The sequence below is a fragment of the Desulfotignum balticum DSM 7044 genome, assembly GCF_000421285.1.
Classification (GTDB): Bacteria; Desulfobacterota; Desulfobacteria; order Desulfobacterales; family Desulfobacteraceae; genus Desulfotignum; species Desulfotignum balticum.
Window position 1 is genome coordinate 3,680,119 of record NZ_ATWO01000001.1, and the last position, 22,704, is coordinate 3,702,822.

General features: G+C 54.3%; 21 protein-coding genes. 7 read left to right on the plus strand and 14 right to left on the minus strand.

The features are described from left to right. Nucleotides 1–189 precede the first annotated feature (189 nt). Entirely contained in the window at nt 190–2,820 is a 2,631-nt protein-coding gene (hrpB, locus tag K365_RS0118555; protein ID WP_024335789.1) for an ATP-dependent helicase HrpB, read from the minus strand. A gap of 39 nt (nt 2,821–2,859) precedes the next feature. On the opposite strand from hrpB, the gene K365_RS0118560 reads away from it, so the two are divergent. Continuing rightward, nucleotides 2,860–3,324, plus strand: a complete 465-nt coding sequence (locus K365_RS0118560; protein ID WP_024335790.1) for a hypothetical protein — start codon at nt 2,860–2,862, stop codon at nt 3,322–3,324. Nucleotides 3,325–3,401: 77 nt separating this feature from the next. Here K365_RS0118560 and K365_RS0118565 read toward each other — a convergent pair whose 3' ends face one another. Both K365_RS0118565 and K365_RS0118570 read right to left on the minus strand, forming a co-directional pair. Next, the gene (locus tag K365_RS0118565; protein WP_024335791.1) at nt 3,402–4,259 is read right to left on the minus strand and encodes a cytochrome c3 family protein; all 858 of its coding nucleotides are present in this window, start codon (nt 4,257–4,259) and stop codon (nt 3,402–3,404) included. A 137-nt stretch (nt 4,260–4,396) separates the two neighbouring features. Further along, complete coding sequence (locus tag K365_RS0118570) at nt 4,397–5,359, minus strand: dimethylarginine dimethylaminohydrolase family protein (protein WP_024335792.1); 963 nt, start codon at nt 5,357–5,359, stop codon at nt 4,397–4,399. A 247-nt stretch (nt 5,360–5,606) separates the two neighbouring features. Between K365_RS0118570 and K365_RS0118580 the strand changes: the two genes are divergently transcribed. Then, nucleotides 5,607–6,362 carry a phytochelatin synthase family protein gene (locus K365_RS0118580; RefSeq protein WP_024335794.1) on the plus strand — a complete coding sequence of 252 codons (756 nt, stop codon included), beginning with the start codon at nt 5,607–5,609 and terminating at the stop codon, nt 6,360–6,362. 106 nt (nt 6,363–6,468) lie between these two features. On the opposite strand, the gene oah is transcribed toward K365_RS0118580, so the two are convergent. From oah to K365_RS0118600, 4 genes are all read right to left on the minus strand, one after another. Continuing rightward, entirely contained in the window at nt 6,469–7,605 is a 1,137-nt protein-coding gene (oah, locus tag K365_RS0118585; RefSeq protein ID WP_024335795.1) for a 6-oxocyclohex-1-ene-1-carbonyl-CoA hydratase, read from the minus strand. Between the two features lie 79 nt (nt 7,606–7,684). Next, nucleotides 7,685–8,434 carry an SDR family NAD(P)-dependent oxidoreductase gene (locus K365_RS0118590; protein ID WP_024335796.1) on the minus strand — a complete coding sequence of 250 codons (750 nt, stop codon included), beginning with the start codon at nt 8,432–8,434 and terminating at the stop codon, nt 7,685–7,687. Between the two features lie 39 nt (nt 8,435–8,473). Next, entirely contained in the window at nt 8,474–9,586 is a 1,113-nt protein-coding gene (gene had, locus K365_RS0118595) for a 6-hydroxycyclohex-1-ene-1-carbonyl-CoA dehydrogenase (protein WP_024335797.1), read from the minus strand. A gap of 90 nt (nt 9,587–9,676) precedes the next feature. Continuing rightward, nucleotides 9,677–9,856, minus strand: coding sequence for a DUF2080 family transposase-associated protein (locus K365_RS0118600; RefSeq protein ID WP_024335798.1), 180 nt, complete (start codon nt 9,854–9,856; stop codon nt 9,677–9,679). 265 nt (nt 9,857–10,121) lie between these two features. On the opposite strand from K365_RS0118600, the gene msrB reads away from it, so the two are divergent. From msrB to K365_RS0118640, 5 genes are all read left to right on the plus strand, one after another. Next, nucleotides 10,122–11,252, plus strand: a complete 1,131-nt coding sequence (gene msrB / locus K365_RS0118610) for a peptide-methionine (R)-S-oxide reductase MsrB (protein ID WP_024335799.1) — start codon at nt 10,122–10,124, stop codon at nt 11,250–11,252. A gap of 115 nt (nt 11,253–11,367) precedes the next feature. Next, entirely contained in the window at nt 11,368–11,856 is a 489-nt protein-coding gene (locus K365_RS0118615) for a DUF3795 domain-containing protein (RefSeq protein ID WP_006965669.1), read from the plus strand. Nucleotide 11,857: 1 nt separating this feature from the next. Next, on the plus strand, nt 11,858–13,120 hold the full coding sequence (locus K365_RS0118620; protein WP_024335800.1) for a glycosyltransferase family 4 protein: 1,263 nt from the start codon (nt 11,858–11,860) through the stop codon (nt 13,118–13,120). Between the two features lie 176 nt (nt 13,121–13,296). After that, entirely contained in the window at nt 13,297–13,488 is a 192-nt protein-coding gene (locus K365_RS25965; protein WP_006965667.1) for a type II toxin-antitoxin system HicB family antitoxin, read from the plus strand. A 471-nt stretch (nt 13,489–13,959) separates the two neighbouring features. Beyond that, a complete protein-coding gene (locus K365_RS0118640; RefSeq protein WP_024335801.1) occupies nt 13,960–14,301 on the plus strand; it encodes a P-II family nitrogen regulator in 342 nt (113 codons plus the stop codon). Nucleotides 14,302–14,439: 138 nt separating this feature from the next. Here the strand turns inward: K365_RS0118640 and K365_RS0118650 are convergent, their stop codons facing one another. From K365_RS0118650 to K365_RS0118685, 7 genes are all read right to left on the minus strand, one after another. After that, on the minus strand, nt 14,440–15,432 hold the full coding sequence (locus tag K365_RS0118650) for an electron transfer flavoprotein subunit alpha/FixB family protein (protein ID WP_084489897.1): 993 nt from the start codon (nt 15,430–15,432) through the stop codon (nt 14,440–14,442). Nucleotides 15,433–15,434: 2 nt separating this feature from the next. After that, on the minus strand, nt 15,435–16,292 hold the full coding sequence (locus K365_RS0118655; RefSeq protein ID WP_024335803.1) for an electron transfer flavoprotein subunit beta/FixA family protein: 858 nt from the start codon (nt 16,290–16,292) through the stop codon (nt 15,435–15,437). Nucleotides 16,293–16,323: 31 nt separating this feature from the next. Next, entirely contained in the window at nt 16,324–17,466 is a 1,143-nt protein-coding gene (locus K365_RS0118660; RefSeq protein ID WP_024335804.1) for an acyl-CoA dehydrogenase family protein, read from the minus strand. Nucleotides 17,467–17,498: 32 nt separating this feature from the next. Beyond that, nucleotides 17,499–18,620 carry an iron-containing alcohol dehydrogenase gene (locus K365_RS0118665; protein WP_024335805.1) on the minus strand — a complete coding sequence of 374 codons (1,122 nt, stop codon included), beginning with the start codon at nt 18,618–18,620 and terminating at the stop codon, nt 17,499–17,501. A 143-nt stretch (nt 18,621–18,763) separates the two neighbouring features. After that, on the minus strand, nt 18,764–20,866 hold the full coding sequence (locus tag K365_RS0118675) for a (Fe-S)-binding protein (protein WP_024335806.1): 2,103 nt from the start codon (nt 20,864–20,866) through the stop codon (nt 18,764–18,766). A 44-nt stretch (nt 20,867–20,910) separates the two neighbouring features. Continuing rightward, nucleotides 20,911–21,870, minus strand: a complete 960-nt coding sequence (locus tag K365_RS0118680) for an electron transfer flavoprotein subunit alpha/FixB family protein (RefSeq protein ID WP_024335807.1) — start codon at nt 21,868–21,870, stop codon at nt 20,911–20,913. A 29-nt stretch (nt 21,871–21,899) separates the two neighbouring features. Continuing rightward, nucleotides 21,900–22,682, minus strand: coding sequence for an electron transfer flavoprotein subunit beta/FixA family protein (locus K365_RS0118685; protein ID WP_006965659.1), 783 nt, complete (start codon nt 22,680–22,682; stop codon nt 21,900–21,902). Between the last annotated feature and the right edge of the window lie 22 nt (nt 22,683–22,704).

Consider the following 22,704-nt stretch of genomic DNA (forward strand, 5'->3'; position numbering starts at 1 on the left):
GTTAAATATCCGAAAGCCCGGCGCAGCGATTCCCATATAATGGAATCCAGGAACGGCTGGTCTGTTTTCCTTTGTTTCCCATTCTTTCAAAATTACATTTTCCTGCAACCACATATACCATCTGCACCCTATCATGGAAATCAATTATTTTTAAAGTCACTTTCTCTGGGATCCTTGGAAAGCATGAATTCACGACCGGGGTTTGACCCGGCGGGTCGGGACGGCCGCCAAAGGATCGTCCGGCCAGAAATGCTTGGGATATCGTCCCATGAGATCTTTTTTCACCTCTTTGTAGGTATTTTTCCAGAAATTTTCCAGATCTTTGGTCACCTGCACCGGCCGGCCGGCCGGAGACAGCAGGTGCAGGGTCACGGCAATGCGGCCGCCGGCCACGGTCGGGGTCCGGATCTCGCCGAACATCTCCTGAAGCCGGACCGCCAGAATCGGCGATCCCGTCACCTGACTGCCGTCCGCATACGATAACGGAATCCGGGACCCTGAAGGCACGGTGATATGGGACGGGGCCAGCATATCCACCTGGTGCCGGTCCTCCCAGGAAAACAATGCCGTGAGCGCTCCGGTCAGATCCACCTGTTTCAGGTCCCGGGCCGACCGGACCCCGGTCAGAAAAGGGCCCAGCCAAAAGGAAAGGGTTTCCATCAACCCGGCATCGGACAAATCCGGAAAACGGGAAAGCCCGGCCTGTTCCCGCAAGAAACACACCCGGTGGCGAAACTGCATCTGTTTGCGGGTCCAGGGCAGTGCGGCCGGGCCCATCTGGCGTATACCCTCCATCATGGCGTTTAGCACGGCTTCCGGGTCCGGGTCCGGCAATGGGGTCTGCCGGATCAATATCTGTCCGAAAAAAGTCCGGCTGATGGCCTGGACCCCCTGCTTGTCCGAATCCCACATCACGGATTCGCGAATTTTTATCTCATGGGCCCACACCTGTTCCAGATCCTGCAACCAGACCGGGGCGGCCAGATAGATTCTGGCGTTTTCAGGATGCCCTCCCACATGGGCGGCCAGGATATATTCATGCATGGACACGGTGTTGGATGCGTTAAAAACCGCACCGCTGCCTGAAGCCATGATATACGACAACGGCCCCCGGCGGGCGGCCACCCGCTCGGGAAAGCCCAGTGACAGGGTGATGCCCGCTTTTTCCGGATCTATGGCCGTGTCACGGATTGCCAGTTTCCGGGCCAGCCGCCGGGATGCGGCCAGCCAGTTTTTTGCCGGGGCTTGCACTTTTTTCAGTTCCCGCTGCATGCTGTGAACCCACATATCCGGGTTCTGGGGTGATTGGCCGCGCGATATGTTCCGGTTTTGCTGAAAAACAGCCAGTATTTCCAGACGGCTGCGGATATCCGGATCACGGGAAAATCCGGGCAGGTCCTGATTTTCTTCCAGCAGCACGGCCAGGCAGCAGCCCAGAAACCCGTTGCCGGACCGGTCGGCTTTCAGAATCATATGGGCCAGCCGGGGATGAATCCCGGCGCCGGCAATGGTTTTGCCGTGAAGGGTGATATTGCCTGTATCATCCAGGCATCCCAGATGATGCAGCAGGTCTATGGCCCGGGAAAACGCGCGGGCCGGCGGCGGGTCCAGCCATTTTAATGTATCCGGATCACGGACTCCCCACAGGGCCAGTTCCAGGACCACCCCGGTCAGGTCCTGTTCAAGGATCTCCGGCCGGGAAAACGGTACCAGGCCCTTGTGTACATGTTCAGACCAGATGCGGAAACAGATGCCGGGCCCGGTGCGGCCGGCCCGGCCCCGGCGCTGATCTGCCGATGCCCGGGACACGGGCAGGGTCTGAAGCCGGGTCAAGCCCGTGCCCGGAAAAAACATGGGCTTTCGCATCAGACCGGCATCCACCACAATCGTCACTCCTTCGATGGTCAGGGAGGTTTCGGCAATGGCTGTGGCCAGGACTACTTTGCGGTGATCCCGCGGGGAAGGTGCCAGCGCGGCCCGCTGCCGCTCAAACGACAGCCGGCCGGACAAGGCAAACACCTGCACATTCGGGCCGGTTTTTTTTGCCAGCATCTGTTCCATGCGCCTTATTTCAGCCGCCCCGGGCAGAAACACCAGAATATCGCCCTTGTGATCCGAGATGGCCGTGCGCACGGCGGACACACACCCGGCCAGCACAGAACCGAACGGTCCGGGACCGGACCGGCCGGGAATCGGGGGCTGATAAATTGTCTCCACGGGCCATTGCCGGCCTTTTGAGGTAACAATTTCCACCGGGTCCAGAAGTGCGCCCAAAGCATCGGTATCCATGGTGGCGGACATGACCAGAATCCGCAAATCCGGCCGCAGCACCTCCGCCGACTCCAGACACAGCGCCAGGCCCAGATCACTGTGAATATGGCGCTCATGAAACTCATCAAAAATCACCAGGCCCACCTTTTCCAGGGCCGGATCATTCTGGATCATCCGGGTCAGGATCGCTTCCGTGACCACTTCGATCCGGGTGTGGGGGCCGACTTGTGTCTCCATGCGGATCCGGTATCCCACGGTTTCTCCCACCGACTCCCCACACAATCCCGCCATGAACCGGGCACAGGCCCGGGCTGCCAGACGGCGGGGCTCCAGCATGAGAATTTTTCTTCCGGCCAGCCAGGGTGCATCCACCAGGGCCAGAGGTACCCGGGTGGTTTTTCCCGATCCGGGCGGGGCCTGGAGCACGGCCCGTCCGGGATGTGCCAGGGCTGCAGACAGTTTCGGCAACACCTGAGTCACGGGCAGGTCTGGATGCGAAAAAAATGCGGATTCTCTATTGTTCTTCACGGCTTTTTTAGGTAAGACCATTCACAGATATTAATCTTGATGACAACAGGAGTCGCTGATATGACATCTGACATGAAACAGATTATCGTTCCTAAGGAAAACGCGGTTTTCTGGATGGATAAAAACGGTATCTGGCATAATGAGCACGGCAAATTTGAACACCCTAAAATTATCGCTTATTTTCATAAATCCATCCGCAAAGACGATCAGGGATATCACGTCTACCAGATCCGGGACGGATGCGAAGAAAAAGTGTATTTTCCCTATGAAGACACGGCCCTGTTTGTGGTGGACTTGAAAGACAACCAAACCCTGGTTTTGAACACCACAGACACCCTGCCCCTGGACCCGTCCCAGCTGTTCACCCGGGACGACAGCCTGTATATTGACACCCCTGAGCACTGCATCAAATTCGGCCAGCGGGCATTGATGAAACTGGCCCGTCTTCTGGAAGAAAAAGAGGACCGCCTGTTTGTGGTGCTGGACGGCAAAGCCCATGAAATCCGCCAGGAGCCGTCCGCCTGATGCGATAATACTGCCGGCAGTTAATCCTGCCGGCAGTCAGTCAACCGGTCTTAAAAATTTCCCGGGCCCGTATGGTATCAATGACATTCAATGCAGGCCACGGGTCCGGCGGCGGGCAGTTCTTCCGCATCCGTGATACCGGCGTCTATAAAGGCATTGCGTTCCTGCTGCAATTCCCTGTGGCACGGCAGACAGGTGTTGTGATAGGCGGCCAGGTAATAGTACACATTGGCCGGGTCTTTTATGTTGCGTGTGGAGGGATCCGGCTCAAACTGATCGTGACACCCTTCGGTCATGCAGCCTTCCACCTCACCTTCCCCATACCAGTCATGGTGGCACAGCTGGCAGGAATAGTCGAAATGGGCCCCGTGGGGAAATTCAACTGCGGCCCGTCTGGCATCCACCTCTTCAGGCGGGGCAATGGTCAGGTTGCCCGTGGGAACCGGCAGCATTTCAATGTCATGGACGGGTTCGGCATGGGGCTCGGGATGACATCCGTCACAGTCGATGGGACCGGTGTAAAAGCGGGTCATGCCGGCAGCCTTCTGGGATTTCATCTCCTCACGATGGCAGTCCCGGCAGGTCTGATGATAGGCCCCGGCCAGGGATTTGATCCGTTTTTCTCCCAGGGGCGTGGTACCGGGAGGGGCCGCCCACAGGTTTTCATGACAACCGGAGGTGGCACAGCTTTGCACCTCGCTGTAACCATCCCATTCATGATGGCAGTCCTTGCAGGAATAGGCAAAATGCAGAGAATGAGGAAACACCACCGGTGACAAGGCAGGTTCACGTTCCGCATCAGGCGGGGCTGAAAGGGTCATGGTGCCGGTGGGCAGCATGAGCTGTTCCGGGTCTTTATCAGCCAGTACCAGGGCCTGTCCCGGTATAATTATCAAAGCCACAACCCAGCAAACCAAACGTGCATATGATTTCATCGTGCTCCTCCCGTATGTAATATTCCTCAGAAATGGGGTTCTTTTTTTAATGTCACCTGATCTATATAAATTGTTGGCAACAAAATCAATATATAATCGCGGGTTTTTTGTGAATCACCGGAAAAACCGCCTGTTTTTCATATTTCTCTGTGCAGAATCCCGGTCATGCATCCCACCGCACCATTGGCTTTCTGAAGCTCATCCACGGGCACGGGAATGCAGTGAATGCCCTGGTTTTCATATCCGGCAACGGTTTTTGGATTTCCGGCCGGCAGCATGATCTTTTTAGGTCCCAGCACCACAAAATTAAATGCCATACCGGACAGGGCCTCGGCTTCACTGGGCAGGGATCTTACCTGAAACCCCCGGTCTTTCAGGGCCGTGACCAGGGCATAGGGGGTCCGGCGGGGCCAGACAAACGCCAGATCTTTGTCCACAATCCTCAGCATGCCCATGAAATGCATGGTGCCGAAGGGCAGATCAAAGGCCAGGGTGGTGATGCCCATTTCCGACAACAGGGAGGTGATCTGATCGATGGCGGCCTGATTGGTGCGCAGTCCCCGGCCGATAACGGCGGTGGCGGGATCCAGCCACATCAGGTCCGCGCCTTCAAATGTGGCCGTGCCGGTCAAGGTCTTGAGCACAGGGATTCCCAGCATGCCCAGGGTCCGGGCCACCCATCGCTCCTCTCCGGCCCGGACCGTGGAGGCCGGCCGTGCCAGAATCGCCCCCTGGGGGGTCATGGCCACCAGGTCCGCACAGTACAGCTGGTTGGGCAGAACCGGCGCCTGGGGCCCGGGTGTCAGCATTTGAACCTCAACCTGGTTTTCCCGGTAAATCTTTACCATGCGATCATGCTCTTGCCCGGCTTTTTGAACATCCAGGGGTTCTGCCAGCTGGCATGCGTTGGCCTGATCCCGGGACACGGACAGCTCGGGCCCCGGCCGATGCACCAGCACGGTTTTCAATGGTTTCCATTCACTGTCCAGACCGCAGCCGGCCCAGATATCCCCGATTTCCATGGCATGGCTCCGGATTCTGGGAGACCAGCCCTGTCCGCCAAAGGCGGCAGTGTCAACGGCATTTTTCTTTGTCTGCATGAATTTCCTTTTTTCTTATGACAACGCGTCATCAAAACTCTGTCCAGCCAGGCCCGTTTCAGGCAATGGCACCGGTCACACCAGATGGATTCTGCCACCCGTGTTTACCCGGCCTGTGGAAATATTGCAACCGCAAAATGAAAGCACCCTGGATATCGCCATCTTGTCTATTGACAAATCATGGTTTCAGAATCACTTTGAAGGATATTGATTTGATGCAGGCCCATGAAAAACCAGAGAAAAACCGATGAAAATTTTATTTTATCTCATACGCTGTGTGTTGTATCTGCGGTTTTTTTTCCATAAACTCACGGCCACGGGGTCATTTGGCCGTTCCCGGTCCCGGCGGGAATCCCTGGCGCCAACAGGACAAGGCAATCCGGTCAAGGCGGGGCTTTACCGCCATTATGTCAAACAGTTTCATGAATCCTCCTGTTCTGTGGCATCAGTGGCCTGTGTGGTGAATACCTTACTGGAAAATCAGGGCCGATTGCCCCAAAAACCGGTGACCCAGCAAGACCTGTTGAATCGCGTGACTGCAGCGCACTGGAAGGAAAGAATGGGGCCGGACGGATATCAGGGACGGCGGGGACTGCCTTTGCCCGTGCTGGCCCAGGTGGTGAAAGCCAGCCTGGAAGAGTTCCACATTGATTACCGGGACATCCAGGTTGTTCAGGCCACCCGGGACCCGTCCAAAGCTGCGGATTTCTGTCAGACGCTCAAGTTTCGGCTGGCGCAATTTGAAAGCACGGGTGACGGTATCATCATTGCCCATTTTGATCAGGGCAGCCTGGTGACGGACTTGAATATTCCCCATATCTCACCCGTGGGGGGATTTGATCCGGACACGGGGGATGTGACGATCCTGGATGTGGATTCCTCCCAGCCGTATCCTTACACCGTATCTTTCAACCGGTTCTACCGGGCCATCTCAACCCACTACCTGCATCTGTTCCATCTGTTCGGATATGGCCGTGGCGGGTATATCTACATCAAAAAATAGGGGTCAGGCTTGAAAATAGTGGGGGTCAGGCCCGGCTCACTGCAACCAATCGCAATACCCGAACCTGACCCCGCCTACTTCACACTTAAAACTTCACACTTAACACTTATTCTTTGGGTTTGCCCATGACTTCGGCAAACATTTCCATATCCCAGTCACGGGCATCCGCCACGTTCTGACGGAATTTCAGGAAATCAATGGTGTCCTGGCCCGTGATCTTCTTGGTGTTGAAAGCACCGAAGCCCAGGAATGCTTCACCGCTCATGTTGGCAGCCAGCCAGTGGCGGTGATCGTTTTTCATGGTATCCCAGAAAAATTTCTTTTTCTGGCGGACATCTTCAATGGATTTCACGAGACACGCCGGGAACAGGTTGGCAAACCGCCAGACGATCTTGTCCACTTCCTTGTCCAGCAGTTCGAAATCCGCATTGGCCTGGTGCTGTTTCAGCAGGGCCTTGCCTTCTGCCAGGGCATCCCCGGTTTTGTATTCCCCGTAAACGATTTCGCCGTCTTTGATATAGTTATCGGTTTCAATCATGGGGTTTCTCACCCATTGGCCGTCGATTTTCAATACGGGCACCACCTTGGAGATCATGCCTTTCATTTTCATTTTATAGGCAGACCACATTTCACAGGACACACAGTTGTACATGGCATCTTCCATGGTCAGAAACCAGGGCAGGAAATCAGATGATCCGCCGGCCGGAGAAGATCCGTGTTTGGGGCCGGCCTGCCCGAAAATAGCCAGGTCGGAAGAAATGGCCAGGTCACAGGCCAGACCGATCTCCTGGCCCCCGGCCACCCGCATGCCGTTGACCCGGCAGATTACGGGTTTATGGCAGCCTAAAATGGCATCCACCATGTGGTTGAACAGTTCCATGTACTGGCCGTATTCATCCGGGCGTTTTGAATAGTATTCCGAGTATTCCTTGGTGTTGCCGCCGGTACAGAACGCATAAGGACCCACCGCGGTGAACACCACGGCAATGACGCTTCTGTCCAGGGAGGCGTTTTCAAACCCGGCGATCACGCCTTTGACCATGTCCGTGGTATAGGAGTTGAACTGCTTGGGGTTGTTCAACGTGATCCAGGCCACATACAGACCCTTTACCTCTTTGCCGGCCGGGTCGGTCAGGGGTTTTTTTTCAAAAATCACCCCCGGGGCCTCATTGCTCCAATAGGGATTTCTATGCAATGAATGATCTTTGGCCTCATTGTCTCTGGGCATCCACTCTAATGCCATGGTTCCTCCTTGTTTTTTTATTATTTAAAATCGTTGTCATTCAAGTCATTATCATTATTTGTCCGGACGGGTGGCGTGATTATCCGATATATCCGCCATCCACGCCCAGCACCTGCCCGGTGATATAGGACGCGTCATCCGAGGCCAGAAACACAAAGGCCGGGGCAATCTCTTCCGGATCGGCAAACCGGCCCAGTTGAATCCGGCCTTCATAAATTTTGCGCAGTTTTTCATCGGATTGCAGCTTGCCGGTCATTTCGGTTTTGGTGATGCCCGGACAGATGACGTTCACCGTGATGTTGTACCGGCCCAGCTCCCGGGAGGCGGATTTGGTAAACCCGATGATCCCGGCTTTGGCGGACGCATAATTGATCTGACCGATGGTGCCGAAGATCCCGGCCGTGGAAATCACGTTGATGATCCGCCCGGAATTCTGCTCTTTCATATGGCGGCCCGCGGCCTGGGTGGTGTTGAACGCGGCTTTCAGATGGATGTCGATGATGGCATCCCAGTCTTCTTCCTTCATTTTCAACAGCATGGACGGTTTGGACACCCCGGCGTTGTTCACCACGATATCCACGCCTCCCAGCTGTTTGACGCATTCTTCCACCATGTTCTGGGCACTGGCGTAAGAGGCCACATCCGCAGCTACGGCCACGCCTTTTCTGCCCAGTTTTTCGATTTCCGCCACGGTTTCTTTGGCTGCCGCGTCATTGGAATGGTAGTTGACCAGAACATCGGCGCCTTCTTTGGCGTAAAGCAGGGCGATGGCTCGTCCGATTCCACGGCTGCCGCCGGTGACAATGGCTTTTTTTCCTTCCAGTTTCATACACTCATCCTTGTCTTATTAATAAATTGCGTTAAACTATTAAAAATCAGGTACCAGAACGATACGCTGATCAGGTGACTTTTTATGGGCCTCTTCAAAACTTTCGGCAATGGTGCTCATGGGGCGGGTCTGAACAAATTCTTCAAAATTGATTTTTCCGCTGGTGACCATACTCAGGACCGATGGATAGTATTCGGGCAGACATCCCCAGGTGCCGATCAGTTCCGCATCAAACGCCATAAGCCGGGAGATGGAGTATTCCACCTTTTGGGGACCGAATCCCACCACCATCATTTTACCGGTGAAACTCAACAGGGCCAGCCCGAGTTCCTGACCCGGCCTGGTGCCGGACACTTCAAAAATTTTCCAGCCATATCCGGGCAACCCTTTTTTCTTGCGATACGCCTTGATCTCAGCCGACACTTCTTTGGGGGATTTACCCATGGAGTTCACGGCGAAATCCGCCCCGTTTTTCAGCATGGTGTCCAGGCGTTCCTGGTTGATATCAATGGCAATAACCGTGTCACACCCTAAGGCCTTGACAATCTGGACCATGTACTGACCGACCCCGCCGACTCCGATAACGATGGCATGATCGCCGATGGTCACATCGGCCCGTTTGGCCGCCTGAAAGGGGGTGGTGGCGGCATCCGCAACCACGGCCAGTTTTTCCAAAGGAATATCTCCGCGGTTGATGACCGGGCACAGGTCAATGGCCGGTACGGGAATATGGGATGAGAATCCGCCGTAAATCCCCATGGAATTCCCCGGCATTTTCTGGGCCAGGCACCGGTTGCCCCGGCCGGTCTTGCACAAATAACATTTGCGGCAGGGCATGACCGCGGGAATGATGACTTCCTTGCCGATCCACGCCTTGACGTCGTCCGCCGCATCCACTACGATTCCGGAGATTTCATGTCCCAGGGTCAATGGTGGTTTGTTCACCGTGGGAACCCCCTGATAAAAATAGCCCAGATCCGTATGGCAGACCCCGCAGCCGGCCACTTCCACCAGCACATCCCCCGCTCCCAGTTCCGGCACGGGAATCTGGGTTTTTTCCAGTTTACCCGGCGTCACCTCACCGGTTTCCCGGTCTTTTTTGAACGGCTGAATCATTTGCCATGTCTGAATGGTGTCAGGAACATTTCCCATTGTTTTCTCCTTTCTAGTATGTTGAATTCTCCATCAAAATGAAAAACAGTGACAGATCAAAACCCGTTGCGTTGAAAAGGATGACCCCTGCTAACACTTAACCACTTTGACTTTTGTACCGATCCAGTCAGGGGGCAGGTACACCCGCCCGCTGTTGCCGCTTGAGTTCACCACCTTCTCGATCATTTCACGGCCGTAGATCTCGAATTTCACCTTGGTTTCCCTGTAATCGGATTCTGTCCCTTCCTGATTTTCATCTTTGTTTGCCATAATACCACGGACTCCTGTTTGCAATCTTGGATGCAGCTGATCATTCCAGCTGTTCCATAGATACTATTTAGATACATTACAGCTACATGTCAAGAATTATTTGGGAAATTTAATTTTCCAGACATCCATTTTGGTCTTTGCTTTTTTATCGTTCTTTGAAAACCGGCCCACCTGCCCGCCCTCCTTGTTTTCACACATTGCGTGATTATATTAGTTTCTAATACGAATTAATATTTGATATGAATTTCTTTGAAAGGAATATGACATGAAACCCGATCCTGCCATTATTATGATGTTCGTTACCATGATTCTGTGTCTAGGTGTTTTCGCATTTGCCGCCACGGATGAATCACCACATAAACCCAACGGCAGACTGGAAATCGCCACCTTTGCCGGAGGATGCTTCTGGTGCACGGAAGCGGATTTTGAATCCGTGGAAGGGGTAAAAAAAGTGATCTCCGGATATACGGGGGGCCATGACCCGGACCCGGATTACCAGTCTGTGTCCTCCGGCACCACGGGCCATGCCGAAGCGATTCAAGTTTATTATGATCCGGATGAGGTATCGTATGATACACTGCTGACCATTTTCTGGCGCCACATCGATCCCACGGATGCCCAGGGCCAGTTTGTGGACCGGGGATCCCAGTACCGCCCGGAAATATTTTATCACACAAACGATCAGAAAACACAGGCACTGGCTTCCAGAAAAGCCCTGGATCATGCCAACATTTTTGATAAACCCGTTGCCACACGAGTCACCCGGTTTGAGCAGTTTTTCCCGGCGGAAGACTATCACCAGGATTATTTCAAAAAAAACAAACTTCAGTACAAGTATTACCGGATGGGATCGGGCCGGGATCCGTTTCTGAACCGGACGTGGAAAAACCGACCCCTGGCGAAACCGCCGTTGCCAGCATCATCACATGAAAGCAGCCCCCAATCTTCTGATGACACGGTTCAATGGTCCAGACCTGATGACGACACCCTCAGACAGAGGCTCACCCCGCTCCAGTTCAAGGTCACGCAGGAAAACGGCACGGAGCCCGCGTTCAAAAATGCGTACTGGGACAATAAAGAACCGGGCATTTACGTGGACATTGTTTCCGGTGAGCCCTTGTTCTCCTCCACGGACAAATTTGATTCCGGCACGGGCTGGCCCAGCTTCACCAAACCCCTGGTGACGGATCATGTGATTGAAAAAGCGGACAAATCCCTTTTCATGACCCGAATCGAGGTCAGAAGCCGGTATGGGGATTCCCACCTAGGGCATGTGTTTGACGACGGTCCCGCCCCCACAGGCCAACGCTACTGCATCAATTCCGCATCCCTGCGGTTCATTCCTTTAGACCGGCTGGAATCGGAAGGGTATGGCCGTTACAGATCTCTGTTTTAAAAAAATATCCGGACCGGACCCGGATATTGTGGGGGATGGGTGTTGACTTCCAGGGGCGGCCCATCTAAATTAAATTCAGGCGTATGCCAACAATCCCTTTCCAAGGAGGCCTGATATGACAAATCCTGCGTTTGCATCCCCCTGCGGGCTTTACTGCGGTGTCTGTGCCATTCACATCGCCCACCGGGACCAGAATGAAAAATTCAAGGAACGACTGGTTTCCTTATATAAAGGAAAAATCCCAGGCAAAGGCCTCCTGCCTAATTGCGAGAACCTGACCACCAAGGATATCCATTGCGACGGATGCCTGTCCAACAATCGGTTCATGCACTGCCGGCAATGCGATATCCGGGAGTGCGCTTTGGCCAAAGGAATTTCCGGATGTCATCTCTGCGATGACTTTCCCTGCCGGTTCATCGATGAATTTCCCATGACCGTGGGAAAAAAGGTGATACTGCGGTGCACGCCGCTGAGAAGGGAAATCGGCACCCCGCAATGGATGCAGGACGAAGAAGACCGATATTTCTGCCCGGAATGCGGCCACAAGGTCTTCAGAGGCGTGGTGCGGTGCAACCAGTGCCAAGCCGGCCTGAGCCTGGATTGAGATGAGAATCCTTCATATCATCAGCCAGGCCCCGGATTTCACCGGCAGCGGAAAATATATTCAGCAGGTCCTTGTTCAAAGCGCCAAAACCGGGCATGACAATTTTCTGGTGGCCGGGGTCCAGGGGAATTTCATACTGCCTGCCGGGCTGATTGAAGACAATCACTGCATCTTTATCCGGTTTGACGGCAAAGACCTGGATTTCCCCATTCCCGGCATGAGCGATGTCATGCCTTATGAAAGTCGGGTATTTTCACACATGGGATCCCGGGACCTGGCTGCCTATCACCAGGTGTTTGAAACAAAGATCCGGCAGGCACTGGAGCGGTTCCGGCCCGATATTATTCATACCCATCACCTGTGGATCGTATCCGCCATCACCAGGCGCCTCGCTCCTCGCATTCCCATGGTCACTTCCTGCCACGGCACCTGCCTGCGCCAGCATGTGCTGTGTCCGGAAATCAGCAAAAGGGTCACGGCGGACCTCAAACAGATCGACCATGTCATCGCCCTGAGCCAAACCCAGAAACAGGAAATCATCAAAACGATCGGGACAGACCCGACCCGCACTCATGTGGTGAGCGGCGGATACAATGATGCCTGCTTTTTCCATACCCCCAAGACCTTTGACGGGGTGGTGGAACTGGTCTATGCCGGCAAGCTCAGTGCGGCCAAAGGCGTGCCCTGGCTGCTCAGCAGCCTGGCGAAAATCCGGCACCTGCCCTTCCGGCTGCACCTGGCCGGCAACAGCAGTGACCGGGAAAAGGCCCGTTGTCTGGAATCGGCCGGCGCTTTAAAAGAAAAAGTGGTCTACCACGGACCGTTGAGCCATGACGACTTAGGCAAACTTTTGCGAACCGCCCATGTGTTTGTGCTGCCCTCGTTTTATGAGGGCCTGCCCCTGGTGCTGATGGAGGCCCTGGCCTGCGGATGCCGCCTGGTTGCCACGGCCCTGCCCGGGGTAAAAGAGCTGCTGGGACACGATGACAATCCCATGATCCGGCTTTTGGACCTGCCACCCCTTGAAACCATCGATACCCCTTATAAATCGGATATGCCGCAACTGGCAAACCGATTGGCCTCCGTTCTGGCACAAACCATCCAGGATGTTCAAGCCCATCCCGATCCGGACTGGGACTATGCCTGCACCAAAATATTTCCCTATACCTGGGAGAAAATATTTTCAAAAATCGACCGGGTGTACCAGCAGGCAGCAAATCGAACAGGCTATATCCGACCGGATGGCGATGATGTATCCGGGTAAAAGCCCTGGGCCGGTGGTTTGGGGTTTCTCCTGTGGTGTTTATCTAGTCTGCTCTTTTGTCGGGATCTATCACACCTCGTCTTCCAGAATTTCACATAGGGCTGTCAAAGATTTTGCATTGACAATCCAGTCATCCTTCAATAATTTATGATCAAAATCAAAATAAGGATTACCCGATGAAATTCACCCTAAACTACTGGATTGACGACGGCTGGTATATCGGCAAGCTGAAAGAAGTCCCCGGTGTTTTCAGCCAAGCAGAAACGCTTGAGGAGCTTAAAGAGAATATCGAAGATGCTTACAACTTAATGATGGAAGATGATTCAATCATACCCGCATCCGATATTCAAACAGCAGCTTGGAGTTGATTGATTTTTTGAGCAACCAACCGGTTGTTATCCCGGAAGGCTTCTGAAATGGGCACCCGCCACAGCGATGCCACCTTCTCCCACGGGATCTGTCCGGACTGCATGAAAAAGCTGTATCCCGATCACACAAAATCCGGCAGCAAGGACCCAGGTGACAAGGAAAGGAAATAAACCGCCTGGGCATCCCCAGGACCGGATTGCAAAGAGATGGGACCTGGCCCGGACATCGTTTCAATCCCATTTGCCGAAAATGGCAGCGTTGCCAAATTCGGCAAATGCCGATGCATCCCGGGCGTTACCAGCAGGTATGTGATCGCACTGGAATAGAACAGTTGACATGCCTGCATTTCATTGATAAGGCTTCCATGATAACGAAACTCTGGTTGAGATTTTAGGGAGTTAAGATTATCCAATACCAGAAATTTTCCATGTCCTTTTTATATATGGTAACGGCCGAAAGGGAAAATCATCATGTATTTACTTGTGAATGTATTGGAGCAGACAGAACACCTCCCCGCCATTCTCGAAGAATTTGCCGGATTGAATATTAAGGGATCGACTGTGATCAACAGTACGGGTATGGGGCGGGTCCTTATGCAAATCGGTGCCGCCACACCGGGCATCGAAGGGATTAAAAAAACATTGAGACACATGGAACCATCAAACAAAATGATTTTCACGGTGGTTCGGGACAAAGAGACCCTTGATAAAGCGATAGGTACCGTGAAATCTCTCTGCGGAGATCTTACTGAACCGGGAAAAGGGATATTGTTTGCACTTCCCTTGAGCTTTGTTGAAGGATTATCTGATTAAAAGATCGAACGGCGGATCTGATCCACCATGTCCCGGTCTCCCGGAATGGTCATGATTTCCTGCATGGCTTCATATTGATCCATGGACATCCGCACGGCCCTGGGAACCTTGTTCCGGGTAATGGCAACGGGGCTGCCGTCAGTTTCTGATCCGCTGCTTCAACGCCCGGATGATGCCGGAACAGGCCTGGTTGGCATCTGCCACCAGGGCCACATCCGCCAGTTTCATCATGGTGGCGTTGGGATTTTTGTTCACGGCCACGATGAACTTTGCATCAGCCAGGGCCGCCGTGTGCTGGATAGCGCCGCTCACACCGAAGGAAAACAGCAGCTTTGGACGGATATGCTTGCCGGCCTGTCCTACCATGGCGTCCGAAGAAATCCAGTCCGCATACACCACGGGCCGGGTGGCGCCGACTTCCGCGTTCAGCAGGGCTGCCAGATCAAACAGTTTTTTGAACTTGCCTTTGGATCCCATGCCCCGGCCGCCCGTGATGACAATGTCCGCGGTTTCGATTTTCCGGGCCCGGACCGGGTGCAGTTCTGATTTCAGGCACCGGACTCTGGGTGCAGGCATATGGTCCGGCAAAGGAATGGGAATTTTTTCGCCTTTGGCATCATCGTCATGGGGCAGTTCCTGAAACGTACCGGGCCGGATGGTGGCCATCTGGGGCCGGGCATTCGGCGTGATGATTTTGGCGATCAGGTTCCCGCCGAATGACGGGGCGATCTGCACCAATCGGCCTTTGTCATCGATATCCAGGTCGATGCAGTCGGCGGTCAGGCCGGTATTCAGCTGTTTGGCCACCCTGGGGGCGATCTCCTGACCGAACCGGGTGGCACCGACAAGCAGGGTTTCGGGCTGGAACCGTCTGACCAGGGCAGACAGCAAAAACGCATAGGATTCCACATTATATGTATTTAAAAACGGATCATCTGTGACATACACTTTTTGTGCGCCATGGGCGATATATTCCGCCACATATTCATCCACCCGGTCTCCGAACACCACGGCACACACCACGGCATCGGTTTTTTTTGCCAGGTCCGTGGCCCGGGCCAGAATCTGAAGGGTCACCCGGCTCTGGAAATAATTTCTGTAATCCGCCCATACCCAGATCTGTTTTTCCATGCTCATTTATCCTCTTCATGATCATGGGTTTTCAAGTCTTTGCCCATGGCACTGGAAATAATTTTACCATAATCGTCAAACAGGGTATCCACCATTTTTTTCACGGCCCCGGTCAACACCCGGCCCTTTTTTTCAGTGACCGGGGAATACACATCCATAATTTTTGTGGGCGAGTGCTTCAGGGCGTTGAATGCGTGGTCCAGGCCCAGGGCCTGGCGGTTCATCACCTGAATATTACCGGTGTTGAATGCGGCTTCCACACCGCCCAAAGCCACATACCGGGGGGTGTACCGATCTGATTCTCCGGCATGGTCAATGGTCACCAGCCCGGGCAGGTCCATCTCCATGAGTTCCAGAAAATCGTCCACATGCCGCTCCACGCGGATGCAGCCATCCACCAGTTCCAGGCGCCGGGCATATCCGATGGCGGGAATGTCCAGATCTTCGGCCAGTTGCGGTCCTACCTGGGCGGTCTCACTGTCGCTGGACATGGACCCGCACAGGATCAGGCCGGCATCCGGGCAGTGAATTTTGATGAATTTTCCCAGAATCACGGCGGTCATGCAGGTGTCGGCCCCGGCCATGCAAGGATCCGTGAGCAGCACGCCCTGGTCCGCGCCCAAGGCCCTGGCTTCATACAACACTTCTTCTGCCATGGGTGGGCCCATGGAAACAGCCGTGATTCTGACCGGTCCGGATGTGCGGTCCGCCTTTATCTGCAATGCCGCCTCCAACGCCCTCCGGGCTGCGGGATCCATCATGCCCTGGGCTGTTTCCCGCTTCAGGGTACCGGTTCTGGGATCCCAGGGCAGTTCAGAAACCATGGGAACCTGTTTGATGCACACAATAATATGTAACATGAAAATGCCTTTTGTCTGTGGGTTGCGCGAATCAGACCGGCCGGGTCAGCAGATCTCTGGCAATGACCATGCGCTGAATTTCACTGGTGCCCTCATAAATCTCTGTGACCTTGGCGTCCCTGAAATACCGCTCCACATCATATTCTTTGCTGTATCCGTATCCGCCGTGGATCTGCACGGCCAGATTCGTCACCGTACGGGCAGTGGTGCTGCAGTGGAGTTTGGCCATGGCAGCCTGGGCGGAAAAAGGCTGGCCTTTGTCTTTAAGGGCTGCGGCCCGGTGAACCAGGAGCCGGGACGCATCGATCTGAACCGCCATATCCGCCAGGTAATTCTGGATGGTCTGGAACCGGGAGATGGGCTGATTAAACTGCTGTCGGGCTTTGGCATAGGTCACGGATTCTTCGAACGCGGCCTGGGCGATCCCCAGCGCCTGGGCCGCAACCCCGATGCGGCCCGTATCCAGGGCCGTCAACCCGATTTTCAAACCCTGTCCCGGTTTTCCCAGACAATGATCTGCTGCAATCCGGCAGTCTTCGAAAAACAGGGAAGCCACGGGGTTGGCCCGCATGCCGCACAGATCTTCAATTTCTCCGACACTGAATCCGGGGGTATGATTTTCAACGATAAAGACACTGGATCGGGCCGGGTCCATGTCTGATACGGCAAACACCAGAATCGTGCCGCAGATACCCCCATTGGTCACAAAAATTTTGGTACCGTTGAGCACAAAGCCCTGTTCTGTTTCCTGGGCCACGGTCTCCACCCCGCCGGCATCGGAACCGGCATTGGCTTCGGTCAGACAAAACGCGCCGATACGCTCACCTGCGGCCATGGGCGGCACAAACTGCTGCTGCTGTTCCCTTGTGCCGAACCGGAGGATCGGATAGATACCCACGCTGTTATGCACGGTGATACACAATCCCAGGGCGGCAGACACCCGGGAAATTTCCTCGATCACAATGGCATAGCTGATACTGTCCAGGTCGGCACCGCCCAGGTGCATGGGTACCTGAAGCCCGAAATAATGCAGCGGTTTCATCTTTTCCATCAAATCGTCCGGAAATCCCGGGCCTTTGTCCATTTCCGCCGCCAAGGGCCGTATCTCGTTTTCAGCAAATTCCCGCACCGTCTTGCGAATCAGCTGATGTTTCATGCAGGGATTAAAATCCATACCCATTCCTTTGCTGTATGTTCCCGGAAAGGTTACGCCCCAAGGGCGGCTTCAAGGATATTTCGGTAGTCGGCCTGCCCTAAGTCCCTGGGATTGGATGCATTGGAGTTGTTCTTAAAAGACATGTCGGCAATCAGAGGAAACTGGTCAGATCCGATATTCAGGTCCGGGAACGTTGGAATTTGAAGGGCCTTGGACAGGTCTTTGATTTTCTGGATGAACATTTTTGCCGCCTGGTCATCGGATACCGCATCAATGCCCGTGGTCCGGGCCAGGGCTGCCATTTTCCGGGTGCAGGCCGGCAGGTTGTAATCCAGAACATGGGGCAGGAACATGGCATTGGCTACCCCATGGGGGATATCATACAAAGCACCGATGGACTCGGAGATGCAATGCACCGCCGTGACATCGGCATTGCCGAATGCCAGGCCGGCCATCATGGAACCGTACATGAGATCTTCTCTGTGCCGGGCATTGTTCCGGATATCGGCAAACGCCTTTTCAATGGATCCCAGGATCAACCCCACGGCCTTTACTGCATGGGTATCGGTGATCAGGGTGGCCGGCTTTGCCAGATAAGCTTCCACGGCATGGGTCAACGCATCCAGGCCGGTAGCTGCAATCATGGGTGCAGGCAAAGTGGCGATCAGATCCGGATCCACGATGGAGACCGTTGGATACAGTTTCGGCCCCTTGATGCTCATCTTGAATCTGCGGTCCACATCCGTGATCACCGCTACCCAGGTGACCTCTGATCCGGTCCCGCAGGTGGTGGGAATGGCCACAAATGGCAGAGGATCCACGGCATATTTTTCTTTGCCTTCATAATCCTGAATATTTCCCGGATTGGTGGCCAGCAGGGCCAGGGCTTTTCCCGCATCCAGGGGACTGCCGCCCCCTAAGCCGATCACAAGATCCGGCTTTTGCTGCCGCAGTTCTGCGGCGATTTTGTTGATGGTATCGGATTTGGGGTTGGCTTCGATGCTGTCATATACCGGGATCTTTCCCAGCTGGTCCAGTACCGGCGCAGCAAGCCCGGCTTTTACCACGCCCTTGTCCGTTACCAGGACCGGATTTTTCGCCGTAATCAGCGTTGAAAGTTCCTGGATCTGTCCGGGTCCGAAATACAAACGTGACGGCATATGATACTGCATGGATACCTCCCTGGATACAAATACAGGCAAAACAAAGACGGGTTTTTCCGTCTTTGTTTTGCCTGTGCTTTCCCTGTATATTGTTTATCGTTTATATGGTCTGTTTTTGTCTGTCTAGCTGGCTGTCTGGCTGTCCCGGCTTTCTAAGCGAGATGTTCCGCCACCAGTTCAGCAATATCCCGGGTCTTGATATCTTCGTCCTTGTTGAGTTCCTTCATGCCGTCCTCGATCATGGTCAGGCAGAAGGGACAGCCCACGGCCACGGTTTCCGCATTTTCAGCCACGATCTCTTTAGACCGTTCCACATTGATGCGGGATCCAATGGTCTCTTCCATCCACATGCGGCCCCCGCCGGCCCCGCAGCAGAAACTTTCCGTGCCGTGGCGCGGCAGTTCATTCAGGCCCTGGCTGGACAGGGTGTTCAACACATTTCTGGGGGCATCGTAAATCTCATTGTACCGGCCCAGATAGCAGGGATCATGGTAGGTAAGCATGCCTGCCAAAGATTTTTTCACCCGGATTTTGCCATCCGCAATGAGCTGATTGATGAACGCACTGTGATGAACCACCTCATAGTGCCCCCCCATCTGGGGATAGTCATGTTTGAGGGTATTCAGGCAGTGGGGGCAGGCCGCAATGATCTTTTTCACATTGTATCCGTTGAGCACCTCGATGTTTTCCGTGGCCATCATCTGATACATCATCTCGTTACCGGTCCTGCGGGCAAAATCACCCGTGCATTTTTCTTCCGTGCCCAAGATGGCAAAATCAACTTTAGCGGCTTTCAGAATCTTCACCAGGGCTTTGGTCACCTTCTGGGTCCGGTCATCAAATGATCCGGCACATCCCACCCACAAGAGATACTCGGCATCCGGATGATCAGCCATGAGCTTGACATCCAGACCTTCGGCCCAGTCAGCCCGCTTGTCATACCCGATACCCCAGGGATTGCCGTTGCGCTCAAGACCTTTGAAGGCGGTGTTGAGTTCCTGGGGATATTCCCCCTGCATCAGGGTCTGTCCCTGGCGCATGGCAATGATCCGGGGCACATGCTCGATGGTCACCGGACACACCTGCTCACAGGCCCGGCAGGTGGTGCAGGCCCACAAGGTATCCAGGGCGATCACTTCTCCTACCAGGGCTTTTTCCGGTTTGAACACGGCCATCTTTTCCTTGGTCTTGGCATCTTTTTCCGCATCCCCGGTCAAGGTTCTGGCCAGTTTTGCCCGAAGGATCAAATTGTCGGCATTGGCATAAAGTTCCGCTTTGAGGGTGTCATTGAAATCATGCAGATTCAACGGCTTGTCCGTGACATAGGTGGGACACACTTCCTTGCACCGGCCGCACTCCGTACAGGTGTACAGGTCCAGTCCCTGTTTCCAGTTGAGCTGATGCAGGTGATTGACGCCTAAGGTTTCTTCTTCCCACACGGATTCATCTTCCAGATCCAGCAGTTTGATCTTGTCATGGGGATAATCCAGGCTTTTAAGGAATACGTTGGGTAAAGAGGTAATCACATGAAAATGTTTGCCTAAAGGCAGAAAATTCAGAAACGTGAGCTGGGTGATGATATGAATCCAGAACATCAACCCCATGACCCGTTCCATGCCCACGGCGGAAAAACCGGAGATCACGTTGCCGGCCAGGATGGTCACCGGGGTCCAGAGAAACTCCTGGCCGAATGTCGGGTTGTTGAAATAATGCAGGTCCCCGGGATTGCCGTATGAGGCGATCAGGTTGAACCGGGCCCCGTCATACAGCAGGTCCGAGATCATCAGCACCCCGATCATGCCCAGGACCAGATAGGCTTCCCAGGTGTTGTGAAGCCGGGGCGGCTTGACCACCAGGCGCCGGTAGAACGCCCAGATCACCATGATCAGAACCACCCCTTCCATGATATCCTTCAAAGCGATGTACAGGTATCCCAGAACAGAGGATTCCCCCAGCAAAGGCAGCTGGAACCCGTGGACATATCCTTCGCCGTACAGGGTGATGGAACGGATGAGCAGGACACAGAATCCCCAGAAAATCAGGGCGTGCATGATACCGGCGGCCCGTTCTTTTTTCCGGCCCACCAGGCGTTTCTGGCCCAGGGCGATGATCACCATGTTTTTGAGCCGGTCTTTGATCCGGTTGAACCGGTCCGCCGGCTCCAGGGCCATGAGCAAAAGGATTCTCTGATACATGGTCCTGGCAAAAATGCCCAGGCCCACCACTAGCAAAAGGGTCATGAACAACGGACTCATATCTACCTCATGTACAAATTTCTAAGGTTCAGGGTTGCGGGCTGTTACGCCCGTATTTTTTTGATTTCTTCTTTGAGCAATGGTACCACATCAAAGAGGTCCCCGACAATCCCAAAATCCGCCACATTGAAAATCGGCGCTTCCGGGTCCTTGTTCACGGCCAGGATCACCTTGGACCCGTTCATGCCCGCCAGATGCTGAATTGCCCCGGAAATACCCACGGCAATGTACAGAGACGGGGCCACGATTTTTCCGGTCTGGCCCACCTGCTTGTTGTGGGCCATCAACCCGGCATCCACCATGGCCCGGGAAGAGCCGAATCCGGCAGCCAGATCATCCGCCAGGGCCTTGACCATATCCACGCCGGTCTGATCCTTGGCACCGCGTCCCACGGACACCACGATATCCGCATCCGTCAGATCGATTTCACCGGATGCATCGGAAATCAGTTCCTTGATTTTGGCACCAGTATCGGTTTCCGGGGGATCCAGGGCGACCACGTTTTCTTTGCCTGCAATTTCCGGGTCCGCTTCAAACGCACCGGCCCGGACCACAGCCACCAGTTTCGGGGTGTTGACCTTCACCTTTTGCAGCACCTTGTTGGCAATGGCGGGACGAATGATCTGAACCGCATCCCCGTCAATGGTCACGTCTATAATTTCCGTGGCACAGGCGGCTTCCAGCTGCACGGCCACCCGGGGTGCCGCTGCCTTGCCGGTTTCGGAAAATCCAAACCACACCATATCGGCGTTGAATTCATTGGCCGCCTTGACAACGGCTGCGGCAAACGGGTTGGCGGAAAAAATCTCCAGGGAGGCATCCTCCACGATAAACTGGGTATCGGATCCGGCGGCGGCCAGCTGATCCGCCAGATCCTTCACCTGGCCGCCCACGGCCACAACAGCGGTATCCGCCCCCAAAGCCCGGGCCTTGGACAGCAATTCGGCAGTGCTCCCTTTGAGCTCCCCCTGTTTAATATCTGCAACTACAAGTATATTTGTCATGGTCTGTATCCTTCACGATTGATATGGGGTTATAACACCTTGGCTTCATTCACCAGCAGATCCACTACCTTGGCAGTGACTTCAGCGGGCTCACCTTCGAATTTCTGTCCACCTTTGCGTTTTTCCGTGGGCATGAATTCCACGATCTCGGATGTCGGGGCGGTCCCCCCCACGTCTTCAAAAGATGTCCCCAGCCCGGCCAGGTCCATGACATTGATCTTTTTCTTCTTGGCCATCATGATGCCCCGCATGGCCGGCAGACGGGGTTCATTGATCCCATCGCTCACCGTGATCACGGCCGGCAGGGTCACATCGAGAATTTCCGTGCCTGCATCCCCCAGTCGGGATACCTGGATATGGGAGTCATCCGTGACCTCGATCTTGATCACATTGCTGACGCAGGGAATGTTCAAAAATTGAGCCAGCATGATACCGGCCTGGCCCGCGTCCGTGTCCTGGGCCTGCTTGCCCGTGATCACCAGATCATAGTCCCCTGCTTCATAGACTTTCTGAAGCACTCTGGCAAAGGTGGGAGAATCCGCTTTTGCCAGGGCCGGATCATCGATGTGGATGGCATTGTCGATGCCCATGGCATAGCATTTTCGAATGATATCGGTATTGTCCCCACTGCCCAGAGATACCAGCGTGGTGTCCGCCTTGTGGGATTCCTTGAGCTGAACCGCGGCTTCCACGGCATTCTCATCCCAGGCATTGATCACATACTGCAACCCTTTGTCCAGAATAGCGCCGTTCTCCACATGGATATTCAACTCCACGTCAACGACTTTTTTCACAGTTGTCAAGATTTTCAATGGTTCCTCCTCAGTATTTAAA